This is a genomic window from Gracilibacillus timonensis (genome assembly GCF_900086715.1).
GTDB lineage: Bacteria > Bacillota > Bacilli > Bacillales > Amphibacillaceae > Gracilibacillus > Gracilibacillus timonensis.
Genome location: NZ_FLKH01000012.1, coordinates 1,423,360 through 1,440,055, shown reverse-complemented (window position 1 = coordinate 1,440,055; position 16,696 = coordinate 1,423,360). Strand labels below are relative to the sequence as shown.

At 39.7% G+C, this 16,696-nt stretch carries 15 protein-coding genes; 13 read left to right on the top strand and 2 right to left on the bottom strand.

The features are described 5' to 3' along the window. Window positions 1-136: 136 nt before the first annotated feature. Complete coding sequence (locus BN6556_RS21770; protein WP_078060147.1) at window positions 137-271, bottom strand: YqzM family protein; 135 nt, start codon at window positions 269-271, stop codon at window positions 137-139. A gap of 398 nt (window positions 272-669) precedes the next feature. On the opposite strand from BN6556_RS21770, the gene holA reads away from it, so the two are divergent. Continuing rightward, window positions 670-1,710: a DNA polymerase III subunit delta gene (holA, locus tag BN6556_RS17985; protein ID WP_066194195.1), complete on the top strand. Its 1,041-nt coding sequence runs from the start codon at window positions 670-672 to the stop codon at window positions 1,708-1,710. A 93-nt stretch (window positions 1,711-1,803) separates the two neighbouring features. Here holA and rpsT read toward each other — a convergent pair whose 3' ends face one another. Beyond that, window positions 1,804-2,070: a 30S ribosomal protein S20 gene (rpsT, locus tag BN6556_RS17980; RefSeq protein WP_148436811.1), complete on the bottom strand. Its 267-nt coding sequence runs from the start codon at window positions 2,068-2,070 to the stop codon at window positions 1,804-1,806. Between the two features lie 264 nt (window positions 2,071-2,334). On the opposite strand from rpsT, the gene gpr reads away from it, so the two are divergent. From gpr to BN6556_RS17920, 12 genes are all read left to right on the top strand, one after another. Then, window positions 2,335-3,372, top strand: coding sequence for a GPR endopeptidase (gene gpr, locus BN6556_RS17975; RefSeq protein WP_066196596.1), 1,038 nt, complete (start codon window positions 2,335-2,337; stop codon window positions 3,370-3,372). Window positions 3,373-3,435: 63 nt separating this feature from the next. Further along, a complete protein-coding gene (gene spoIIP, locus BN6556_RS17970) occupies window positions 3,436-4,599 on the top strand; it encodes a stage II sporulation protein P (protein ID WP_066194187.1) in 1,164 nt (387 codons plus the stop codon). 1 nt (window position 4,600) lies between these two features. Beyond that, window positions 4,601-4,906, top strand: a complete 306-nt coding sequence (locus tag BN6556_RS17965; RefSeq protein ID WP_066194184.1) for a hypothetical protein — start codon at window positions 4,601-4,603, stop codon at window positions 4,904-4,906. A gap of 115 nt (window positions 4,907-5,021) precedes the next feature. Beyond that, window positions 5,022-6,827: a translation elongation factor 4 gene (lepA, locus tag BN6556_RS17960; RefSeq protein WP_066196593.1), complete on the top strand. Its 1,806-nt coding sequence runs from the start codon at window positions 5,022-5,024 to the stop codon at window positions 6,825-6,827. Window positions 6,828-7,024: 197 nt separating this feature from the next. After that, window positions 7,025-7,510, top strand: coding sequence for a peptidoglycan recognition protein family protein (locus tag BN6556_RS17955; protein WP_066194181.1), 486 nt, complete (start codon window positions 7,025-7,027; stop codon window positions 7,508-7,510). Window positions 7,511-7,734: 224 nt separating this feature from the next. Continuing rightward, window positions 7,735-8,889, top strand: coding sequence for a radical SAM family heme chaperone HemW (gene hemW, locus BN6556_RS17950; RefSeq protein ID WP_066194179.1), 1,155 nt, complete (start codon window positions 7,735-7,737; stop codon window positions 8,887-8,889). A gap of 112 nt (window positions 8,890-9,001) precedes the next feature. Next, on the top strand, window positions 9,002-10,024 hold the full coding sequence (hrcA, locus tag BN6556_RS17945; RefSeq protein WP_066194176.1) for a heat-inducible transcriptional repressor HrcA: 1,023 nt from the start codon (window positions 9,002-9,004) through the stop codon (window positions 10,022-10,024). Window positions 10,025-10,261: 237 nt separating this feature from the next. Beyond that, a complete protein-coding gene (grpE, locus tag BN6556_RS17940; RefSeq protein ID WP_066194174.1) occupies window positions 10,262-10,819 on the top strand; it encodes a nucleotide exchange factor GrpE in 558 nt (185 codons plus the stop codon). Window positions 10,820-10,857: 38 nt separating this feature from the next. Next, entirely contained in the window at window positions 10,858-12,696 is a 1,839-nt protein-coding gene (dnaK, locus tag BN6556_RS17935) for a molecular chaperone DnaK (protein ID WP_066194170.1), read from the top strand. 154 nt (window positions 12,697-12,850) lie between these two features. Further along, a complete protein-coding gene (gene dnaJ / locus BN6556_RS17930) occupies window positions 12,851-13,966 on the top strand; it encodes a molecular chaperone DnaJ (protein ID WP_066196591.1) in 1,116 nt (371 codons plus the stop codon). 98 nt (window positions 13,967-14,064) lie between these two features. Beyond that, window positions 14,065-15,018 (top strand): 50S ribosomal protein L11 methyltransferase, encoded by a 954-nt coding sequence (gene prmA / locus BN6556_RS17925; protein ID WP_066194167.1) that lies wholly within the window; start codon window positions 14,065-14,067, stop codon window positions 15,016-15,018. A 1-nt stretch (window position 15,019) separates the two neighbouring features. Next, on the top strand, window positions 15,020-15,778 hold the full coding sequence (locus BN6556_RS17920) for a 16S rRNA (uracil(1498)-N(3))-methyltransferase (RefSeq protein ID WP_066194164.1): 759 nt from the start codon (window positions 15,020-15,022) through the stop codon (window positions 15,776-15,778). Window positions 15,779-16,696 lie beyond the last annotated feature (918 nt).

Genomic DNA, 16,696 nt, shown 5'->3' with positions numbered 1-16,696 from the left:
AGCGCTTGGGGCTAGACGTAGCTCTTCTTCGATAAAACGTTATTCGCAGGGGCTAATGTTATCCTTTTCTAACAAAAAAACACACAAATGTAATGGAAACTAACATTTGCGTGTTGCACCTGTTCTTGCGCATGTTTTAAGAACCGACTGCGTCAAAAATGACACCAATAAAGAAAATAATCATAAAGAATAAAAAGGAGAACACAAAACCTAATCCAGCATCAAATAGATCGTGACGCTTTGATTGTACATCTTTTTCGAATTCATTCATTGCCAATGCCTCCTTCCATATCAATGTGCTTCTTGATTTTCATCAATATTTAGTATTCCCTTACTTAGCAAGAGTTTACACCTATATATTTAGTCGATACTGGTCAATCTATATAAGAAGAAAATATCGCAGCTTGATTAGAGGCCTAGGACTAATGAAGTTGCGTTCATATAGATTGCAGAGGGATGTAAGCTATTTACTTCCCTCTCCCTTATGCTATGCATAAGAAACAAAAGGAATACAATCATTTGCAGTTAAGAAATAATTCAGTTGCCTAAGTTTCTTTTCAATATGTATTTCTTATTATACAATAAAACATAATTGATTTTTTTTCAACATTTTCTTATCATAAGTATGTTATTTTAAAATGATGTCTACATAGTTGGGGATGAGGATATATGGATTATTTACAGCACATCCAAAAGATGAAACAAGGAACGTTCGATCTGGTATATTATTTATATGGAACAGAAACCTACATGTTGGAGGCCGTAAAGCAAGCAATGATTCAATATGGCATGCAACCGGAAGAACAGGATACGAATTTATCGTTATACGATTTAGAAGAAACCACCATCCAGGAAGTGATTACGGATGCAGAAACATTCCCTTTTCTTGGTGAAAGAAAAATTATTATTGCCAACAATGCCGATTTTTTAAAGGCAAAACCTCAAAATACCGAAATAGTCCATCAGCCAGAGGAATTACTTCGATATTTGGAGAATCCTGCCCCTTATTCGATCTTAGTAATGATTGCACCTTATGAGAAAGTAGATGAGCGAAAAAAGGTGGTAAAGCAATTAAAGAAATCGGCAAGTACTATCGCATGTGAAGCCCTCAAAGAATGGAATGTACAAACTGTCATCCATTCTATTGCAAAGGAAAATAAAGTTTACATTTCGGAGGAAGTAGTCAATTATTTCATTAACGAAATAGGGACAAACTTGATGTTGATTCATTCGGAAATGGCTAAGTTAGCGTTATATGTGGGGGAAGGAAATCACATTCGATTAGAGGACGCCGAGACACTGCTTTCAAGCCCAGAGAATAGTTCTGCACTAAAATTAGTCGATGCCATTATGGAGAACAATTTGGCGAAGGCGGTTAATATCAGCAAAGATTTGCAAAAAATGAATGAAGATCCGATTGCGTTATTGGCGCTGGTAGCTTCTCAGTATCGCACGTTACTTCAAGTGAAATTATTGAAACAGCAAGGTTTTACTCAGCAACAAATGGCAAAGCAGTTGAAAATACATCCTTATGTTGCGAAATTATCGTTGCAAAGGCAGAATAACTATTCCTTGAAAGAATTGGAACTCGCAATAGATTGGCTAGCAGAGACGGATACAGAGATAAAAACGGGTGGAATGGAGAAGTCGTTGGCATTTGAATTATTGTTATATCGTTTGGTAAACATAAGGTCACAGAGTGTATCATAAAGAAAAGGTCGTATCCATTTTGTAAAGTCGAGTTATACGCAAGATTTGTAATAAAAACCACAGCAGTTATTTTTAAACTGCTGTGGTTTTTATTTATGCGCTAAGTTGATTTACTTTCTTTGTTAAGCGTGATTTTTGACGGTTACCCTTGTTTTGATGAACAAGTCCTTTTTGTACCGCTTTGTCAATCTTTTGAACAGCTGTTTGAAGTGCGCTTGTTGCACCCTCTACATCCTTTTGATCAATTAACGCTTCTACTTTCTTAACATAGGAACGCATATCTGATTTTACGGATTGATTTAGTTGACGACGATCTTCATTAGTACGTACACGTTTAATAGCTGATTTGATATTAGCCAATGTCTTCACCTCCATCTTGCTTCATACACCTACTATATATTAGGTCACATGACATTTTATCAAAGCTTTCACAATTTATCAATATAAATAATGATCAAGTCGTAAAAACTTTGTCAAATCGGTTGTTTGTCATCACAAATATTGGAAGCGAAGTATCAAACAAACGTAGTTGGAAAAGCTATTGAAAAAGTGTTCTGAGGAGGAAACAGATTGAAACAAGAAAAATTCGAGGTAAGAACAGATCTAGCAGTCGAGGCAAAGGATATGTATGTAAATCAGGAAAAAAGCAAAAGAAAAACAATCGCTGGTGTGAAGACAAACGAATTTCAGGAAGGGAATATTCAGGTTACCGAAGTGGAGGTGGATGAAGAAGGGGCAGAACAAATTGGCAAAAGTCCTGGATCTTATCGCACCATTTATTCCGAAGCGATCAAGAAGCAAGATACGGTTTCACAAGAGGAAACAGCCACAGTAGTAGCAAAGCAATTATTAGAATTGATGGAGAAAAATCAGATTAACAAAGAAGCAACAGGGTTAATTGTAGGGCTGGGTAATCGGCACGTCACACCTGATGCACTAGGACCGTTAGCCTTAGAAAAAATACTCGTTACCAATCATCTATTTGAACATGAGCCCCAATATGTAGAAGATGGGTATCGAAGGGTTGCCATTATGTCCCCAGGTGTACTTGGTGTAACAGGGATAGAGACGAGTGACATTATTACTGGAGTCATGGAAAAGTATCAGCCGGATTTTGTAGTGGCCATCGATGCCTTAGCTTCCCGATCGATTGAGCGAGTGAATGCTACTATTCAACTGTCCGATGCCGGAATTCATCCAGGTTCAGGAGTAGGAAACAAAAGGAAAGAATTATCAAAAGCGAGTCTTGGTGTGCCTGTTTTTGCTATTGGTGTGCCTACCGTGGTAGATGCGGTGACGATTACTAGTGATGCGATTGATTATGTCTTGAAACACATTGTGAAAGAATGGAAAGAGAAAGATAAACCATCTAAATCGCTCACCCCTGCTGGTTTATCCTTCGGCGATTATTCTCTTTCCGATATGGAACTGCCATCTGCGGAAGAACGAGAAAAGATTTTCGGGATGATAGGAGCCTTAAATGAGCAAGAGAAACGAGCGCTTATGCAAGAAGTATTGACCCCATTAGGACAAAATCTGATGGTAACGCCAAAGGAAATAGACGGTTATATTCAAGATATGTCCCATTTGCTTGCGGCTGCCATTAATGCCGCTATGCATGAAAAGGTAAATATCAAAAATTTTGCTTCTTTTACCAGATAAGTTCTATTCTCTATCTCCTCTACATATGCTCTAGTAAATGTGGTAGAGGAGGTAGAAAATGCAATGAAAAAACCAAGAAGACATGTATTTCTTTTTTCAAAACATCAATTGATCGTTTGGATCTCCACATTTATTACGCTTTTTTTTGCTATGTTTATTCTTATCGGAGCATTAACGAGTGTAGACCCAAGCTATCGGATGAGTTCCAATATGGTAAAAAAATGGACTAGTAATATTTCAGAACTTCATTACCTTTCCTTAATGACGATGGAAAATCGAATCTTCAACAAAGCATTACCTGAGGAAAATCCCCCTATTGATATGTGGAAGATTGCCTTTGAATTAGGCACAAATCTTCGCCCACATGACATTCGCAGTTTGTTAGGCAGAGAAATACCTGGATTTGAAATGTATGATCGTAAAATCTTGATTGCAGGTGAAGGAACTGATTATACCAACCTCACAGCCGAGTCAACACCACCTCTAGATGTCGTATTAGAAGAACGTAATGCCACAACTCCAGAAGAAAAGCAAGGCGATAAGCAAGAGCAGCAACAAGTCGATAAGGATGTGGTATATCTATATAATACACATAATCGTGAATCCTTTCTGCCTTACTTGCCAGACACCAATGAACCGAACGATGCCTTCCATCATGAAGTGAACGTGATGAAAATAAGTGAACAACTAGCCAAAGATTTAGGAAATCAAGGTATTGGAGCGGCTTTTGAACAAACGGACATCGGTTCTTTGCTAAATGAAAAAGGGTGGAACTATTCAACGGACTCTTACCGTGCCTCTAAAGAGGTAGTGGAGGCTGCATTAACCGATAATCGAGACTTGAAGTATGTGTTTGATATACACCGTGACAGTCAGCGAAAAGAAGTCACAACGGCAGAGATTGATGGGGATTCTTACGCAAGGCTGATGATTGTAATCGGTGGAGATAACCCTAATTTTGAACGTAATTTTGAACTGGCTAAACAACTACAAGACTTATTGGAAAAACACTATCCTGGGCTCAGCAGGGGAATTGAAAAGTATGGCGGAGAAGGGCGAAATGGGGTATATAACCAGGATCTGTCGGATAATGCCCTAACGCTGGAGTTTGGTGGTGTGGACAATACCATGGAAGAGCTTTTTAATACATCCGAGGCATTTGCAGAAATTTTTAGTGAATTTTATTGGGAAGCAGAAAAGGTATCCAATCCTAATGAGGAGGAATAGCATGAAATTTTTTCTTTGTATGTTACTCACTTGTCTTGTATTTTCCTTTGGTTTGTATTTAGGCACTACCCATTCATCACCAGCACATACCGCACCAGCAGATACGACAGAGGAGGTAACGGAAACCGACGACGTGGTGAACCGCGAGACGGTTATCGAAGAATTAGAAATAGAAGAATCACCGGCAGCAGATGAAATAGAATCCACTGTTTTGCATCAAACGGCTGAGAGCGGGGCGGCGATTGTACGTCATATCTCTGATCAATTGATGGGAGCAACTTATGCAATTGTGGATGCTCTCTTTTAAATCTGTCAAGAAGCCAGCTATGTCTTGGATATATCTATTGAATATCAGGGAATGGACTGCTATAATCAATGCTAGGATTGTGGACGAATATAGGAGTTGAATGACATTGACGAACATGAGAGATCAAAGTAAAGTCCGTAACTTTTCCATTATTGCACACATTGATCACGGGAAATCCACCCTGGCAGATCGAATTCTGGAGAAGACCAAGGCACTTACGACGCGTGAGATGAAGGAACAGTTTCTAGACGCCATGGATTTAGAACGTGAGCGTGGGATTACTATAAAATTAAATGCCGTGCAGTTAAAATATTCACCAGAAGCTGGCGATGACTATTTATTTCATTTAATTGACACCCCGGGGCATGTAGACTTCACCTATGAAGTATCACGCAGCCTAGCGGCATGTGAAGGGGCTATCCTTGTTGTCGATGCGGCACAAGGCATTGAGGCACAAACACTGGCCAATGTGTATCTGGCTTTGGATAATGACTTAGAAATCATTCCGGTGATTAACAAAGTGGACTTACCAAGTGCAGATCCGGAAAGGGTGAAGCAGGAAATAACAGATATTATTGGAATTGATGGTGATGAAGCTATTCTTGCCAGTGCCAAATCCGGTATTGGGATTGAAGAGATCTTAACACAAATCGTAGAAAAGATTCCTGCTCCATCTGGAGATCAAGATGCCCCGTTAAAGGCATTAATATTTGATTCATTATATGATCCTTACCGCGGTGTTATAGCGTATATTTGTGTGAAAGAAGGATCTGTTAAAGTCGGAGATAAGATAAAAATGATGGCAACCGGCAAAGAATTTGAAGTAAATGAGGTTGGGGTTTTTAACCCAAAGCCAGTTCAGCAAGAGGAACTTTGCGTGGGGGATGTAGGTTATTTAACTGCTTCTATAAAAAACGTAGGCGACAGCCGTGTCGGGGATACCATCACCTTAGCCAATCGTCCTGCTGATGAGCCTTTACCGGGCTATCGTCGTTTAAATCCAATGGTATTTTGCGGACTCTATCCAGTAGATGCCGATCGATATAATGATCTGCGTGAGGCATTAGAACGTTTGGAACTAAATGATTCTTCCCTGCAATATGAAGCGGAAACTTCACAAGCTTTAGGTTTCGGTTTCCGTTGTGGTTTTCTTGGGTTATTACATATGGAGATCATTCAAGAACGAATCGAACGAGAGTTTAATATTGATCTGATCACAACGGCGCCAAGTGTGATTTATCAGGTGATTAAAACAGATGGGGAAGAATTAGAGATTGACAACCCATCGTTTATGCCGGATAATCAGTCGGTTCAAGAAGTACAAGAACCTTTCGTGAAGGCGACGATCATGGTTCCTAATGATTTTGTCGGACCAGTCATGGAAATTTGCCAGAAAAAACGTGGTAATTTTATGGACATGCAATATCTGGATGATAATCGTGTAAATGTTGTCTATGAAATTCCATTGTCTGAAATTGTTTATGATTTCTTTGATCAACTGAAATCACAAACAAAAGGATATGCCTCCCTTGATTATGATTTAATTGGTTATCAGACCTCTGATCTTGTGAAAATGGATATTTTATTAAATGGGGATACGATTGATGCTTTATCATTTATTGTGCACCGTGATTTTGCCTTTGATCGCGGCAAAACGATCGCTGATAAACTAAAGAAGCTGATACCAAGGCAACAGTTTGAGGTACCTATTCAGGCAGCTATTGGAAATAAGATCATCGCTCGAACCAATATCAAAGCGATGCGCAAGAACGTATTGAGCAAGTGTTACGGTGGGGACATATCCCGGAAACGAAAACTGCTTGAAAAACAAAAAGAAGGAAAGAAACGAATGAAAATGGTGGGATCGGTTGAAGTTCCCCAGGAAGCATTTATGGCGGTTCTTGAGATGGATGATGATTGAAAAATATAGTCTCACCTTAATGTTTTTTCCTTCAACAGCTGGTTTTTATAACGACAGCATCTACGTTTTGTTGAGACACAACCAGACTTTCTCACTTGTTTGATAGTCTTCATCATCAATTCAGTAGGGAAATGGGTAGCTAGTCCAAGCGGATTAGCTGCTTTTTTATATACATGGAAAATAGGGAGGGGATGTTAATGATTATAAAACCAGCCATCGTGGACCCTGAACTATCTTTTACAGGAACTCTTTTCCGTTTGAAGCCAAGAAAGATCAAGAAGCTTGTCCAGCATCATACAGGACATCCGACTTGGGATATTTATGATGTGCATAAGTATCATGTCAACGGGAAGGGGGAGTACGGGATTGGATATAATTGGTGGATAGCATTTGATGGTACGATCTATCAAGGACGCGGCTGGCATATCGGCGCTCATTGCCAGGAGTATAATGAGACAACATTAGGAATCGGCTATCAAGGCGATTTTAGTAAACAAACGATGACTGACGCACAACTAATGGCCGGTGCTGCATTAAATAGATGGTTAATCAGCCAGTTAACTAATCTTTCTGTTAAAGATATCGTCGCTCATGAAGATTTGATACGTATCGATTGTCCTGGTCAGCATTTTCGTATGTCTGAATTAAAAAAAGCAGTACAACAGTCCGATGCTCCCAATTAACCCTACATTAATGATAAAACAAGCGCTTTGTAGCCTGTTATCATCGACAAATCCAAGTAAATATTATAGAATAATATAGTGTTATTTGATTGTTTCCCTTGTCCAATGGCAGGGGTTTTTCATGTGCCGTGCGTGTTATAATGTTGTAGCAGGTGTTGTTTGGCAAATGAGATAATGAGCATGCATGTAACATATCACTGATTCCATATTTAAGGAGGACAAGCATGGTTTCTTCCGTCTATATACACATCCCGTTCTGTGAGAAAATCTGTCATTATTGTGACTTCACCAAATTCTTTTACGAAGAAAAAATGGCTGATGACTATTTGGTGGCCTTAAATAATGAGATAAAGGCCTATATCCAGACTCCGAAGCAGCAAATGAAAACCATTTTTGTCGGTGGAGGTACACCCACTGCTTTAAATAATCAGCAATTAACCAAATTAGTTCAAATCATCGAGTATTACTTTGACATTAATGCCGTTGAAGAATATACGTTTGAAGCGAATCCAGGTGATTTGACTTTGGAAAAAATCAACATATTAAAAAATCATGGTGTCAATCGAATCTCCATGGGAGTACAAGACTTTGACAACGATATGTTAGCACAATTGGGTAGATTGCATCGAACAAAGGATGTCTACCAGAATGTAAATGACCTAATCAGAACAGGCATCTCTAATATTAGTATTGATCTGATGTACAGCTTGCCTAATCAGTCCATCAACCATTTTGAGCGATCACTGGAAGAGGCTTTACAGTTTCAATTACCGCATTATTCGGCCTATTCCTTGCAAATTGAACCAAAAACGATTTTCTATCAACGATATATGCAAGGGAAGCTTACGAAGCCGCCGGAAGAAATCGAAGCAGACATGTACGCCCTTTTACGAGAAAAGATGCGTAATAATGGGATTGTACAATATGAAATTAGTAATTTTGCCAAGCCAGGTTATGAAAGTCAACATAATCTCACTTATTGGAATAATCAACACTATTATGGTTTTGGCGCTGGTTCCCATGGTTATTTACCCGGAGAGCGAATTATTAACATTCGGCCATTTCCGAAGTATGTATACGAAGCTAATCAAAGCGGCAAACCGATTCTTCATATTGAGAGGATCAGCCGCAAAGAACAAATCGAAGAAGAAATGTTCCTCGGATTGCGTAAAACAGAGGGAGTAAGACGTCAAGCCTTTGAGCAAAAGTATGGTATATCGATAGAACACGTTTACGAAAAAGAACTCGATCAGCTCATTCAGCGAGAATGGCTAACGATGGACAAACAGACAGTTAGATTAACGGAAGCAGGCAAACCTTTTGGTAATGAGGTTTTCCAAGCCTTTTTAATAGACGATGACGCAAAAGTACGTCTTTAGAAAAAAATTCACCATTTGAATGTATCCTATTTGACAATCATCGCTGGATTTGATAATTTATAAAGTAGATTTAGCACTCAAGTACAAAGAGTGCTAACAGAGGTGATCATCGATGCTTTCAGAAAGGCAAATTCAAGTATTACAAGTCATTATTGATGAGTTCATCCAGACCGCACAGCCCATCGGATCGCGAGCCATAGCCAAGAAGGAGAACATATCTTCAAGCCCGGCGACGATTCGTAATGAGATGGCGGATCTAGAGGAGTTAGGTTTTATTGAGAAGACACATACGTCTTCCGGGAGGGTTCCTTCAGAACAGGGCTATCGTTTTTATGTCGATCATTTAATGATGCCATTTCGGCTATCTAGTCAAGAGATGGGAGTTATTCAGCACGCTTTTACTCGTGGTATGGTTGAATTTGAAAAGGTAGTTCAGCAATCTGCTAAGGTTCTTTCTGATATAACAAGCTACACGTCAATTGTTTTAGGTCCACAAGTGTTTGAAGCGACATTAAAGCAGATTCAGATTGTCAGCCTGTCCGATCATTCTGCGGTAGCGATTTTGGTTACCAACACAGGGCATGTGGAGCATCGTTATTTTAATGTGCCACAAATGCTGAAAACATCGGACCTGGAAAAACTGGTCAATATTTTGAATGATCGGTTAACAGGTATACCGATTATACAGTTAGAACAAAAGCTATATGGTGAGGTAGCCTTGTTATTACAGCAACATACATCTAATCTGGATGTAACCTACAATTACCTAAAGGAAGCCTTGCTGGAAAAACAGCCGGCGAAACTCTATATGGATGGAAAGACAAACATGATGTTACAACCGGAGTTTCATGATATCGATAAGATTCAATCCCTGTTCTCGATTATGGAAAAGGAAGAGGAAATTGCCAAGTTATTACAATCTTCTAGTAAAGGAATTAAGGTTTCCATAGGTCAAGAAAATGAAATGGCGGCTATGCAGGATTGCAGCTTAATAACCGCCACCTATTCTTTAGGTGGTAAGCAGTTAGGAACAATTGCTCTGTTAGGACCTACAAGGATGGAATATTCTAAAGTTGTATCTGTATTAAATGTATTGTCAGGACAGTTGAGTAAAACATTTAACTCATGGTACTGAAATCAATAGCGCAGTAGGTCGTTATCCCTTCGTTTTAGACGTAGCCAAGCGGATAAACGGTCTGCGTTTTATAGCAGGTGAAGTAATGATAAAAGGGTATGGTCTTCCCGTACTCTTTTATCGTGCGTGAATAATAGTTGCGTAATTCTTAAAAATGTGTTTAGCTATACAATGGTTTTATTACAAAGATAGCAAATATCATTAAATGGTTTTTAGTAGGATTAGGAGGTGATTTGTGTGGAAGAGAAAGATGTAAAACAAAAAGAAGAAACTCAACAAGAGGAAAGCGTAGAAGAACCAGAACAAGAAATAATCACGGATACAGAAGAGACACAAGAAGTAGTCAGTGAAGCAGCTTACGAGCAATTGCAAGAAGAGAAAGAAGATCTACAAAATCGTTTGTTGCGTGTTCAAGCTGAATATGATAATTTCAGGAAACGAACACAGAAAGAAAAACAAGCTGATTTAAAGTATAAATCACAGGCGATTGTGACGGATCTTTTACCCGTATTAGATAACTTTGAACGAGCACTTCAGGTTGATGTGGATGACCCACAAGCCAAAAGTGTGGTAGAAGGAATCGAGATGGTTTATCGTCAATTAAAGACCGTACTTGATAATGAAGAGGTTACAGAAATAGACACTAGTGGTGAATTCGATCCAACCCTTCATCAAGCTGTGATGCAAGTTGATGAAGAAGGGTACGAATCAAATCAAATTGTCGAAACTATGCAAAAAGGCTATTTATTAAAAGACCGCGTCATTCGACCGGCTATGGTAAAAGTAAACCAATAAATAGACCTTACATACATTTGTGAAGGAGGATTTTGAAAGTGGCAAAAATTATAGGAATTGACTTAGGTACAACAAACTCATGTGTAGCAGTAATGGAAGGTGGCGAATCAAAGGTTATCCCTAATCCAGAAGGAAACCGTACCACACCTTCTGTCGTATCGTTTAAAAACGGTGAACGCCAAATTGGGGAAGTAGCCAAGCGTCAAGCGATTACCAACCCAAATACCATTCAATCGATCAAACGCCATATGGGTACAGATTATAAAGTGGAAATTGAAGGAAAAGAATATACACCTCAAGAAGTTTCTGCGATCATCTTGCAGCACTTAAAATCATACGCTGAAGACTATTTAGGCGATACGGTAGAAAAAGCCGTTATTACGGTACCAGCTTATTTTAACGATGCGGAGCGTCAAGCAACAAAAGATGCCGGTAAAATTGCTGGTCTGGAAGTAGAGCGTATTATTAATGAACCAACGGCAGCGTCCTTGGCATATGGTATTGATAAAGCAGAAGAAGATCAAACCATTTTAGTATATGACCTTGGTGGCGGTACCTTTGATGTTTCTATCTTAGATATCGGTGACGGAGCATTTGAAGTAATTGCTTCTGCAGGGAATAACCGTTTAGGCGGGGATGATTTTGACCAAGTGCTCATCGATCATATGGTTGCCGAGTTTAAGAAAGAAAACGGTATTGATCTAAGCCAAGATAAGATGGCGGTACAACGTCTAAAAGATGCCGCAGAAAAAGCGAAAAAAGATTTATCAGGTGTGACCCAGACACAAATCTCCTTGCCATTTATCACTGCTGGAGACGCGGGTCCATTACACTTAGAAATGACGGTAACACGTGCTAAATTTGATGAACTTTCTGCTGGATTAGTAGAAAAAACGATGGGGCCAACACGCCAGGCATTAAAAGATGCGGATCTTTCTCCAAGTCAAATTGATAAAGTTATCCTTGTGGGTGGTTCTACTCGTATCCCGGCCGTACAAGAAATGATTCAAAAAGAAATCGGCAAAGAGCCATCAAAAGGAGTAAACCCAGATGAAGTGGTTGCGCTAGGTGCAGCCATTCAAGGCGGGGTATTACAAGGTGATGTAAAAGACGTACTCTTATTAGATGTCACACCACTTTCTTTAGGTATTGAAACAATGGGCGGTGTTACAACGAAATTAATTGAACGTAATACCACGATCCCAACGAGCCATTCCCAAGTGTTCTCCACTGCAGCGGATAATCAAACGGCAGTAGACATTCACGTGTTGCAAGGGGAACGTGAAATGGCAGCTGACAACAAGACATTAGGACGTTTTCAATTAGCAGATATCCCATCAGCACCAAGAGGGGTACCACAAATTGAAGTTTCCTTTGATATTGATGCCAATGGTATTGTAAGTGTCCGTGCCAAAGATTTAGGTACCAACAAAGAACAGTCTATTACGATTAAATCTTCTTCTGGTCTTTCTGATGAAGAAGTAGAACAAATGGTAAAAGACGCCGAAGAGAATGCCGAGGCAGATAAGCAACGCCGCGAGGAAATCGATCTTCGTAACGAAGCGGATCAATTGGTTTTCCAAACAGATAAGACGTTAAAAGACTTGGGCGACAACGTTTCCGATGATGAAAAACAAAAAGCTGAAGCAGCCAAGGATGAATTAAAACAGGCGTTAGAAGGTGAAGATACAGAGGATATTAAAGCCAAGAAAGAAGCCTTAGAACAAGAAGTACAAACCTTAACAACAAAATTGTATGAGCAAGCAGCGCAACAGCAGCAACAAGCAGGTGGTGCTGGTGAAGGACAAGATCAGCAGGCAAATGATGATGTAGTAGACGCTGACTATGAAGAAGTTGATGACGAGGATAAAAAGTAAGCACCATTTGAGACAGAAAGGAAAAAGTCAAAGTCAGTAAATGGCTTTGACTTTTTCCATATTAGCGATAATAAAGCAAATAGTGTTGCTTATCATGATTATTCAATGTTATGATAAGATTTATGCAACCAATGAGCGGGAGTGTGATTTGTCAGTGAGTAAACGAGATTACTACGAGGTATTAGGGGTATCAAAAGATGCCTCAAAAGATGAAATAAAAAAGGCTTATCGAAAACTTGCCAGGAAGTATCACCCAGATGTGAACAAGGAAGAAGGTGCTGACGCTAAGTTTAAAGAGGCTAAAGAGGCTTATGAAGCATTAAGTGATGATCAGAGTCGGGCACAATATGATCAGTTCGGTCATGCCGGTCCACAAAGCCAAGGCGGATTTGGCGGTGGAGAAGATTTTGGTGGCTTCGGAGATATTTTTGATATGTTCTTCGGTGGAGGTCGTCGTCGCGATCCCAACGCACCACAACAGGGTAACGATTTACAATATGCGATGACCTTAGAGTTTGAAGACGTTATTTTTGGTAAAGAAACCGATATTCATATTCCGAAAGAAGAAGAATGTGAAACCTGTCAAGGAACAGGTGCCAAACCTGGTACACATCCAGAAACCTGTAGTCATTGTAATGGAAGTGGTCAGTTAAATGTAGAGCAGAACACGCCGTTTGGCAGGGTAGTTAACCGTCGTGTATGCCACTATTGTCAAGGTACCGGTAAAATCATTAAAGACAAATGTACGACATGCCATGGTTCTGGTAAAGTGAAGAAATCCAAAAAAATCCACATTAGCATCCCAGCAGGTATTGATGATGGTCAGCAAATCAGAGTGGGTGGTCAAGGAGAACCTGGTATTAACGGTGGTCCAGCAGGTGACTTATATGTTGTTATTCAAGTGAAACCACATGAATTTTATCAAAGAGAGGGAGATAATATCTACTGTGAAATGCCGATTACATTTGCACAGGCAGCTCTTGGAGATGAGATTGAGGTACCGACTGTCCATGGCAAGGTAAAATTAAAAATACCAGCTGGTACACAAACAGGGAAAACGTTCCGATTAAAAGGAAAAGGGGTTCCGAATGTACGAGGATATGGTCATGGTGATCAGCATGTTCAAATACGAGTAATTACTCCGTCTAGTTTAAGTGACCGGCAAAAAGAATTATTACGAGAATTCAATGAAATTAGTGGGAATCAGCCAACTGATGAACATGAAGATAGCTTTTTTCAGCGAGTAAAACGCGCATTTAAAGGAGAATAAAGGATCCAGCTTCATCCGATCAGAAGGGCAGCATGACTTTTATGCTGTACCTTTTGGACGGTTCTGTAGCAAATAAAAAGTAAAGTGAGTTGATCTGCTTGAAGTGGACAGAGCTGTGTATCTATACGACAAATGAAGCGATTGAGCCGATATCTAATATTATTCATGAGGCAGGAGCTAGCGGATTGGTGATTGAGGATCGTCAAGATTTGGAGAGAGACTGGGAAGGTCAATATGGTGAAATATATGATCTTAACCCAGATGATTATCCAGAAGAAGGGGTTCGTCTAAAAGCGTATTTACCAGTGAACAGCTTTTTGGGGGAAACCGTTTCAGAGATTAAACAAGCCATTAACAATTTGCTGCTTTATGATATTGATATCGGTCTAAACAAAATCACGATGAGTGAAGTTAATGAAGAGGATTGGGCAACAGCGTGGAAGAAATACTACAAACCCGCCAAGATATCCGAGCGATTTACCATCACCCCAACGTGGGAAGATTATCAGCCTGTTTCATCAGATGAGCTTATTATCGAACTCGATCCTGGTATGGCCTTTGGTACGGGGACGCATCCGACCACGGTTTTAAGTGTTCAGGCATTAGAGCGTTTTGTTGAAAAGGATGATACCGTCATCGATGTAGGCTGTGGTTCAGGGGTGTTGAGTATTGCTGCGGTACAGTTAGGTGCTAACCATGTTTATGCCTATGATTTGGACGATGTTGCTGTTCAAAGTACAAGGTTGAACGTAAAGGTTAACAAGGTTCAGGACAATGTAACGGTTAAGCAGAATAACTTATTAGAGCATGTTCAGGTAAAGGCAGATGTGATTGTCGCTAATATTCTGGCAGAGATCATCTTACGTTTTGAAACAAATGCGATAAATACGCTTAAACCAGGCGGATTATTTATTACTTCCGGTATTATCCAGAAGAAAAAACAGGCGGTTAAAGAAGGCTTAGAAAACGCAGGGTTTATCATTTTAGAAGTAAACCAGATGGAAGATTGGATTTCCATAATCGCTCAAAAGCCTGAAGAAAGTAGGGTATAGGTTGCAGCGTTATTTTATTGAGGCGAATAATTGGCAAGAGCAAACGCTTATCGTTGATGGGGAAGACTTTCATCATATCGTGCATGTGATGCGTATGAAGCCAGGCGAATCATTTATTGCCAGCCAAAACAATGGACAAGCGGCCGTTTGTGAAGTGATGTCCATTACAGATGAAACTATTGAGGCGCGGGTAAAAGAATGGTTAAATGAGACAGTTGAACTGCCCGTATCTGTGACGATCGCTCAAGGAATACCAAAGGGAGATAAGTGGGAGACCATTCTACAAAAAGGTACCGAACTAGGTGCATCCTCCTTTATTCCTTTTCAAGCGGATCGTTCCGTAGCTAAATGGGATCAAAAAAAAGTAGTAAAAAAGCTAGACAGATGGCGGAAAATTGTGAAGGAAGCCAGTGAGCAATCCCACCGCAATGTGATTCCCTCGGTTGATGAGGTGATATCTGTTCAGCAATTAATTGATCGACGTTCCATGTATGATTGCTGCCTTTTTGCTTATGAGGAAGAGACGCGTACCTCTAACTCACAAACATTTGATTATTACCTCTCCAAGCTGAAACAAGCGGAAAACGTTTTGCTTTGCATTGGTCCAGAAGGTGGTTTCAGTCAAGCAGAAGCAGAAGCATTAAAGCAGTCTGGTTTTTCTGCTGTCCGCTTAGGTCCAAGAATCTTGCGTACGGAAACAGCGTCGTTATATGCGCTATCATGTATATCTTATAAATTTGAAGAGATGCAAGGGCAATAGTTACACCATTGATCATTTCAATATGCAAAAATAATGATAGCAGAGAAGAAGCCTCCAAACAATGGGGGGCTTTTTTCGTGTAGCACCATGTTGGTCTTGAACAAACCGGATTTTTGTTAAGCCGGATGCGGGGAAGTTGCCGAGTCGTTATTTTCAGAGATTATATGTGTATAACAATGCCTCTAAACCATATCCACAGATAAAACGATCAAACTCATCACTCCGTAAAGTAGTCTACTTAATTAACATAGTCCCTCCTTATCGTAGTCAGCCGGTTCTTTTGATGATATAAGTGAAATGCAATCGTATCTCATGGATCGGATAGGTGCTCTTGATCCATTTACGCGCTTTGAGGAGATAACCAAGGAATAAATGCATTTATTTTCTGGTTATCTCTCATACCGCTACCTTTCAGAGGAGCTGAAAGGCGTGTGAATGGTCATTCACACGAATGGGTCAAACAAGGTATTATCTGGAAATAATGCGAGCAAAGACTTGCCTGTCACTCGGTTTTTTTTTTACATTTATACGTTCAACTTATATAGTAATAAAGGACCGGGCGGGGGGTTGCCTGGTTTTTCGTATTGTCAACACGATAAAATAACGTTTTAACCATAAAAGTAAAAATTAACCAATAAACTTGACGATTAACAAGTTAACGTATAACATAAGAAATGATATCTTTTTCGTAACAAGGTCTGATCCCTGCAGCCAGACCAAATGCATGGTATTGTCATCGAATGAAAGAATAAATGAAGACCATCCTTCAACAAACACGGATGAAAGTGTTCTCAGAATAAAAGCTATAGAGTTTACAGACGATAAGGGAAGCAAGTGAAAAACGCTTGCATAATCATCTGTTTTCTTCCGTGATGTTGAACAAGCTGTACATAATGGAAGACTATCAAACGAACAGGA